We start from the raw sequence: 6,238 nt of genomic DNA on the forward strand, positions 1-6,238 counted from the left end.
TCGGTGAGACTCGGATAGCCTGGCGGTTCCATAGTGAAGCTAAACACACCCGCCAGTACCGCCTGGCTTGGATCACGACAGGGTCTGCGCCGCAAGCGCGGCCACCGCGCCTGCACCTCGGCCAGATCGGCTTCCGAGAAAAACATCTCGGCTAGGCACTCCATGGGGCTGGCGGCTGGCCTTTCGCCTCCACACGCTGAGCTGCGGCGGGCAGGATAGCCGCCCCGCCAGTAAGCGTCCTGGCGGTATCTCCCGACATCTTGATACTGAAATGATCTTCCGCGATCTCGAGCAGTCGTTGCGGAGTCGACTCTCCCAAGAAGCGACCGAACGTCTGTTCGACCTCTTCGATCCAGCGGTAGAAGTTGATCTTCAGTGGACAGTTCGGCCCCTCCCAACGATCTGCGAAGTTCTCATTGGGATTGATTGGGTTAAGGATCTCACCGCTGTCGCTCACGCGCACTTGTTGTAACGCATCCAATGTGCGGCGCAAAGCCATGTCCAAAGAGTCAGTCGGACGGTATGAAAGACCAGCAACCGTCGTTATGAGAATTGAAGCTGGTTTAAGGTCAAGGTCATGTGCGAAAGCCACGTCGCGATGGCGCTTCAGCAGCTGAACCGCCTGCTGCAGCGGCGTCCTACTGCGGAACACCGGGACGGGATCTACTTGAGCTTCAGCTAACAACCCATTTCGTTCCGGCAGCCTCATCCGCGAAAGAAACCATTTTTGGTACCCCCCCGGATTGCTCGATGGCCAATCTGAACCGACGTCACGATAGTGAGACAGATCGGTATCGGTGATCCAGAGCGCCCTCCTCGCAATATCTTGTGCAAGCATGCGCTCCACGCCTGTGCCAGCCATGCGCTCAACTAGCACCTGTCGTCGCTCTTCGTCAGCAGGAATACCCGGAACGACATCCATGTGGAATGGCAACTTATCCTTATAGCTCAACCGCCAGCAGCGCTTTTTTTCCGTTAATGGCTTATCGATACGGCGTGCGCTCCTATATGCTGCAAGCTCGCTGCCAACCAGTTCTTTCAATTCCGCTTGACTTCGGTTTTCTCGTGTCACTCCTTGGCGCAACTTACAGGTAAAATCCAGGTCATACTCTTCCTCCGGGTTCACCGGTCGGATCGCCGTACCCAATGCGAATGAACCTTGCACAAAAACATGCGCATCGTACTCGTGCAGTATTGAACTCGGTGCTGCGATCCACTCGCCGAAATCCTTATATCGATTTTCCGCACCTTCGTAGGCATGGTCAGGTAGATCGATGTCGCGCAAAAGGGCGTCAAGGCGGCTGAGCGAGGTTCGACTGTTCATCACGGACTCCTTCAAGATGTTTGAGGTAGGCCTCAACGCAGCAACGGCTAGAGGCAAGACGAACGGGGCTGGCGACGGGCGCCTGCGCCTACGCTGAGCAGATGAAGTCGTTTACAGCCCCTGCGTAGCCAGCCTGCCTGCTACACGTCGCACGTCCTGAGACATGCCGCCCAACGGCCACACTGAGCAATCTGTCACACTTTCAAGACCATGACCAACTTATGCGGGAAGGTGCCCCGTAAAGCAACGAGACGGTCCACTCCCGCACGCTGCGGTCGCTCATAAAGGTGTTAGCTGCCTATGGAAAGTTCCATGGACCCTGCTCTGCAGATTGCCTTAGCGGTCCTCGCAACCGTAGCCGCAATCGCTTCTTCAATTGCAGCTTGGAAAGCTCAATCCGCCGCTCGGGAGGCACTGGAGTTCCAGAAGCGGTTGGCCAAGTACCAGGACGCCCTGTTTCTCCTAAGGTCCACGCTGGAGCGGCTTTGGCAGCTCAAGCGCGTTCTCAGCAACCCATTGGCTGCACCTGATGATGACTTTGATGCGCTAGAAAGCATCCATCGTGAGATCCGGTCCAACCTTCAGAGCCTTAGCCAGTCAGACGTCCTGCCCGCCAGGCGGTCAATGCTGTTCTCAGCGGATTCTTTCGCAGAGATTGTGGACCAAATGCACGTCGCGATGGGAGAGATCGATAGAGAGATCAAACGCATACAGGCTAAGATCAACGAGATCTTCTCGTAGGCAGTCAGCAACTGTGAGCCCACAGGCCTGACCTCGGTAGCTTATGAAAGGGAGGTCGCGTCGACCGGGATAAGACCTTTCACCCCTTCAGCCTCCCAAACTCACTCTCCGGCACGCTCGACGGCAGGTTCACAACCCGCGCCTCCAGCCACCGCGAGCTTTCCAGCCCGTCGTGCTGGCAGTTCTCGAACATCGGCAGTCGCGACATCAGGCGCCAGATGGGGCGGGTCATCACGTCGCGGCTGTTGGTGTACTCCAGCAGCGCGTCGCGATCAGCCTCGGACTCCAGCACGATGGCGTTCAACCACCAGTTGGCGGTGGTGCCGTCATCTGCGCGCAGCCGAGCGCGGCGTTGAGGTTGGGCATGCGGTAGTTGTAGCCCACCTCGTCGTGCACGAACCCGAATCAAGCAGCCACCTGGTAAGGCATGATCTCGGTCGAATGATGTTGAATATAGTCATTGTTGCGCAACAGACTGGTTACCGTTTGCTCACTGACGTCGAACTTCTCGGCTGCTTCTTCAATGGCGTAAGAAGAGAAATCACCATTCAGGAAGGACGCCAATGCATCAATGGGGCAAAGAAACTCGGCGGCGAAAGCGCGTTGATACTTCTGACTCGAAGTCCCCAGGTCAGTTGATACAAGCCAGCGTTCTCCGCAAATTGAGGAACGCAGATGCTCCCCCAGGAAGCGGGCCAGCTCGAAGCGCTTCCCGGCAGGGCTGCGCCTGCGCGGAACGAACTTCAATTGGCGATCGTTCAGGGGCATCGCCACAGCCACTGGCGACCGGCCTCGCGGCGCAAAATCGGCTACAGCGTCACTACTGAGGCCCATCAATCCAGTCAGCGCACCGTTGAGAATCGGGCCGTTGATATTGCCTATTTGCTGACGAAGCGCACGAGCATCATGGACTGCGCGCTCCCATGGCGCTCCATGGTCCAAGTGGTCGATGCTGCCAAACGAGAACTCGGGAGCACCAACAATTCCGTCAGCGTTGGCCAGCTCCCCGATAACCGCCAAGTCCGGGTCAGCCCCGGACGCTGCAATCGCCGGCGCCAGCTCTGATAGCGCTACGTCTCCGACTCTGCTCTCCCACTGCAACGCCGCGTTCAACGCATCCTCCGGGCATTCCTCGGGATCGAATCCGAGTTTGGCTTCCAGCTTCCGTCGGCGAGCAGCCTCGGGGTCCGCGAGCTCTGCTTGTACGATGGCCCACAGTTGCGCCAGGTTCGATCCAGCGAGATCTTTGGCATCCAAACGAGCCAGCACGCTTTGCATAAAGCGCTCAACGCTCTGCTGAAAACCGGTCGGCGCAATCAGTTTTGGCGCACGCAGCGACGACAAATACTGTACCGACTGACCTGGCGTCATTGACGCTTCGGCCCACACGTAAATTGCCTCCCCATCCGGGATAAAGATTATGCGCGGCCAGACGAAGCCATGACCGGCCGCACCGAGTTCATGGGCCATGCGCCAATCATAGCCAGGCCGCTGCGGCGGCAAGGGTTCATGGTTTAGACGCCACCACGAACTCGCAAACCACGTGGCCAGCGGGTAGGCAGATACAAAGACGTTGTCACGCACGGTCTCCGCCCAGACATCCTGATTCCGAGTCAGGCAAATGTCGTCGACGCACATATTGAGTTGGGCTGCCGTGGCCGCGACTTCCGGCTCCCCGGATTCAGCCGCCATCCACTTCGCGTTGATGCTTAGCTCAGCCATTAAAAAGTCTCCAACGACGGATCACTTCGGCCGACAGTGGGTCGCTTTCAGGCATTGGATACCCGTGATAGGTCCCCTGTTCTGGGTTTTCAAGCTGCGCTTCCATGGCAAAGCCATCGTCCGTGACTGACCATACGTTCCTCGGCCATTCACCGACCATTCGGTCACTCACCAGCCCACTTCTCAGCCCGACGCGTAGCAAACCCTCTGCTTCGCCGCGCTTGAAAATGCCGGCGACATCACACAGCGATTTCCCTTGTCTTGGGTCGGAAGGCGGCGCGACGCTTCATGGCGTGGGAAACGAAGAAGTGACAAACGGAGACTAGGCAATAGTACTTGGAAAATGAACCGCCCCGGTTTTTCGGGGATTGCCCTCTCGAAGAGCTTTAGCCCCCTTTGTAGGAGCGCGCCATGCGCGCGAAGCCGCGTGACACCTGGCCATCCGGTGGGGCCTCGGTAGCTGCGGTGGAACCGACGCCACGCGGCACTGAACATATTCACGCGGCTTCGCGCGCGTGGCGCGCTCCTACAACGGGCCGGCGATCAGGCCTTCAGCCTCCCAAACTCACTCTCCGGCACGCTCGAAGGCAAATTCACAACCCGCGCTTCCAGCCACCGCGAGTTCTCCAGTCCGTCGTGCTGACACTGCTCAAACATGGGCAGTCGCGACATCAGGCGCCATATGGGGCGGGTCATCACGTCGCGGCTGTTGGTGTACTCCAGCAGCGCGTCGCGGTCGGCCTCCGACTCCAGCACGATGGCGTTCAACCACCAGTTGGCGGTGGTGCCGTCATCTGCGCGCAGCCGAGCGCGGCATTGAGGTTGGGCAGGCGGTAGTTGTAGCCCACCTCGTCATGCACCAACTCGTACGGGTGCGGCACCCTGGCGGTGGTGGTCATCTGCCGCTATGACCGGTCATGATTGCATTCCAGAGCCGGCATCAGCTTGTCGCGCAGGAACCCAACGGTGGCATCAAGTGAATGTGCGTCCAGTCCGTTCTTGACGACGAAAGCGCGCCACAGCGCCTGCCTGGATGCGTCCTGGGCGAATTCATCGGTCAGGCCGATAGGCAGTACGGACGGGACTTCCATGCCGCGTCGGTTGAAGGTGGCGGCGATGGCCTCGGCGAGGACGTGCTGGTCGATCGTCTCGCGTTCCAGCAGTACCTGCAGGTCGAAGTAGTCCTTCACCCGGCTGTTGGTCATGCCCAGCAGGGTGATCGCGTGGAGCTTTTCCGCGATCACCGTGTAGACGGGATAGGTTCTCAGGCAAGGCGCGGGAAAGTCGTCGATGAGCACCGGATAGATGGCCTCGATCGGCGCCGGCGTCACCGCATCGCCGAAGCCAACATCAACCTGCGTACGCACCCGCGCCCTTGCCAGTTCGGCGCTAATCAGAATGCGCGCGCCGGCATAGCCGGCCTCCTTCCGGACCTCCTCCGCACTGACCGATGCCGGGTCGAAGACGATGCCATCGCCGGCGTCGATAGCGGCAATCTCCCTGAACGTCTCCCGCAGGCTGTCCAGATCGCTGGCGCCGAACCCCAGCAGGTCCGCATCACGGGTAGGCCGGTGCGGCATGTCATACCAAAGCGTGAATAACAGAGCGCCTTTCAGCAGGAAACGCTCGGCATGGCGCGATTGGCTCAGCCGGTAGAGCAGGCGTTCAAGGGCGAAGCGCACCAGCACCTGGTTGAAGTCGGTGCCTTCGCGCTTGGCGATGTTCAGCAGGCGGGCGCGAACCGAAGCCGGAAGGTTCGTGGTCATTGCAACGCCTCCAGGTACGGGCGCATCACGTTGTTCACCCGGCAGACCTTGGCGTAGTACCAAAGGCTGTCTGCGGTGACGTGCTTCCGTTCGCGGGCCTCCTTCAGTGCCTCGATCGCCACGTCAAGGCCGATCTTGTTGCGATGCTTGAAGCAGTCGGCGACGGTCTTGGCGATACCGTAGATCCGGACTTCCGTCCGGTCGAGGGTGTGGGTTTCGATGCCTTCGGAGTAGACAGGTCCGGTGGCCTGGATCATCCGCAGCGGCGGATAGTCGATTCTGGGTGTGTGGCTGCCGCGGGGCATGGCGATCCACACCTGGCGGGGCAGTTGGGTCGTCAGGCCGTGGAACTGCAGCGCCGTCAGCAGGCAAAACACGGCCTGCGGTACCCGGCTTGCGACCAGCACCAGGCTCTCGTGTTCGGAAAACGGGTGGCCGGCCAGCCGATACAGGCCCCGGCCAACCTTCTCCAGCGTTCCGCTCCTGACCAGCCGGGTCAGGTAGGCCCGTGGGATGCCGGCTTCTTCCACATCCAGCGGACGCAGCAGTCCCCGGCGGCGGGCCATTTGCAGTACAGCATCAGCGGGAGAGTCGGCCGGCATTGCGTGATCGGATTGTTCCTTAATTTCGTCGACTATACATAATGTACGAAACTTTGTTTCGGCAAGCCCCCGCTGTAGGAGCG

At 59.7% G+C, this 6,238-nt stretch carries 7 protein-coding genes and 1 pseudogene; 1 reads left to right on the plus strand and 7 read right to left on the minus strand.

Annotation, left to right across the window (positions count from 1 at the left end):
• Positions 1–151: 151 nt before the first annotated feature.
• Positions 152–1,324: a nucleotidyltransferase domain-containing protein gene (locus ACW7G2_RS13325; RefSeq protein WP_456976593.1), complete on the minus strand. Its 1,173-nt coding sequence runs from the start codon at positions 1,322–1,324 to the stop codon at positions 152–154.
• 312 nt (positions 1,325–1,636) lie between these two features.
• Between ACW7G2_RS13325 and ACW7G2_RS13330 the strand changes: the two genes are divergently transcribed.
• Complete coding sequence (locus ACW7G2_RS13330; RefSeq protein WP_456976595.1) at positions 1,637–2,065, plus strand: hypothetical protein; 429 nt, start codon at positions 1,637–1,639, stop codon at positions 2,063–2,065.
• Positions 2,066–2,144: 79 nt separating this feature from the next.
• On the opposite strand, the pseudogene ACW7G2_RS13335 reads toward ACW7G2_RS13330, so the two are convergent.
• The 6 genes and pseudogenes from ACW7G2_RS13335 to ACW7G2_RS13360 form a co-directional block, all read right to left on the minus strand.
• Positions 2,145–2,431, minus strand: a pseudogene (locus ACW7G2_RS13335) (DegT/DnrJ/EryC1/StrS family aminotransferase).
• A gap of 39 nt (positions 2,432–2,470) precedes the next feature.
• Complete coding sequence (locus ACW7G2_RS13340) at positions 2,471–3,787, minus strand: ImmA/IrrE family metallo-endopeptidase (protein WP_456976597.1); 1,317 nt, start codon at positions 3,785–3,787, stop codon at positions 2,471–2,473.
• 543 nt (positions 3,788–4,330) lie between these two features.
• Positions 4,331–4,555, minus strand: a complete 225-nt coding sequence (locus ACW7G2_RS13345; RefSeq protein ID WP_456976599.1) for a DegT/DnrJ/EryC1/StrS family aminotransferase — start codon at positions 4,553–4,555, stop codon at positions 4,331–4,333.
• Entirely contained in the window at positions 4,552–4,686 is a 135-nt protein-coding gene (locus ACW7G2_RS13350) for a DegT/DnrJ/EryC1/StrS family aminotransferase (RefSeq protein WP_456976601.1), read from the minus strand. Before ACW7G2_RS13350 ends, ACW7G2_RS13345 begins: the two co-directional genes overlap by 4 nt.
• 6 nt (positions 4,687–4,692) lie before the next feature.
• Positions 4,693–5,553 (minus strand): nucleotidyl transferase AbiEii/AbiGii toxin family protein, encoded by an 861-nt coding sequence (locus ACW7G2_RS13355; protein WP_456976603.1) that lies wholly within the window; start codon positions 5,551–5,553, stop codon positions 4,693–4,695.
• Complete coding sequence (locus ACW7G2_RS13360) at positions 5,550–6,155, minus strand: type IV toxin-antitoxin system AbiEi family antitoxin domain-containing protein (protein ID WP_456976607.1); 606 nt, start codon at positions 6,153–6,155, stop codon at positions 5,550–5,552. The genes ACW7G2_RS13355 and ACW7G2_RS13360 overlap by 4 nt, the downstream gene beginning before the upstream one ends.
• Positions 6,156–6,238 lie beyond the last annotated feature (83 nt).

Source organism: Luteimonas sp. A277 (assembly GCF_054052045.1).